This window comes from Moorena sp. SIO2C4 (genome assembly GCF_010672485.1).
Taxonomy (GTDB): Bacteria; Cyanobacteriota; Cyanobacteriia; order Cyanobacteriales; family Coleofasciculaceae; genus Moorena; species Moorena producens.
Window position 1 is genome coordinate 1 of the sequence record NZ_JAAHGN010001562.1, and the last position, 1,100, is coordinate 1,100.

Here is a 1,100-nt window from a genome sequence, read left to right on the forward strand (position 1 = left end):
TGGGTGTTCGGTATGCTACCCTCAGTTGGGATTGACTGGAGCGAATTGTAGAAGGGTTTGGTGAACGGGATAGACGAGCACGGGTACGGGGGGTAGGTGGCGGGGTTGACCGAGATTTATGTGATTTTGCGGATGAGCTTTGGCGGCGCGCTTTCTGTTTTGGTTGGGATTTGGAGGGTTTAATGTCCTTAGTTTGTGGCTGTTTGCTAACGTGGCGACGCGGGCGGCGGCGGGAGGAGGTTGGTTTCTGTTGTTTTTCCACTGCTGAATCTTAGGCTGAGGTTTACCAGATACATAAAACCCGAAACAATCTGCTAGTTCTCGGAATTTTCTGAGTATGGTCTAATCATAAGGGAGAGAACTTTAATGAATGTAGCGCTATCAAGGTTCCCTTTCAGTTTTTCTTGAGTCTTCCGATTACAGAGTTTTGATCTAGTATCAACAGTTGAAGCGCCCATCTATCACACCTCCAATAGAACCTATGCAAGCCTATTTTAGGACTGGTTTGGTTTTGATGGATCATCTACCCCAGACTTTGGCAAAAATTGTAGCGCCCATTCTACCTGGCGGACCATTCCTCTGAGCATGTTGATCTCTTCTGTGGTGGGGGTTGCTCGGTTTAATAGACGTCGCAGCTTTTCCATCCGTGCTGCTTTGGTATGGGGGTAAAGATAACCAATTTTCAATAGTAGGGCTTCTAGATGGTTAGAGTAGCGTTCTATCAGGTCCAAAGGAGCAGAATCTTGGTAGGGGGGAGCGGGGGATAAGGGTTGACTTGGGACGGGTGATGGCTGGTGTGTACTTTGATAAAGTTGATATTGATAAAGTTCATAACAGCACACTGTTACGGCTTGGGCTAGGTTTAAGACTGGATAGGTGGAACTAGTGGGAATCCGGACAAACCGCTGAGCATGATTGAGTTCATCATTGCTCAATCCCCTAGATTCAGGCCCAAAAATCAGGGCAGAGGTTACGCCAGCTGACAATAACCAGGGTAAGGCGGTTCTGGGATGTTCGAGAGTAGTGGGGATGGCGCGGCTACGAGCGGTGGTTGCGATCGCTCTTTGACACCCGACTAAGCCATCTGGTATGGTTGCTAC

1 protein-coding gene and 1 pseudogene are annotated in these 1,100 nt (G+C 48.5%); both read right to left on the minus strand.

From position 1 onward, the window contains the following. Nucleotides 1-262: pseudogene (locus tag F6K20_RS39505) on the minus strand (hypothetical protein); the annotation flags it as partial. 232 nt (nt 263-494) lie between these two features. Next, nucleotides 495-1,100 (minus strand): RNA methyltransferase (locus tag F6K20_RS39510; protein ID WP_287298594.1); only part of this gene is annotated, 606 nt, incomplete at its 5' end.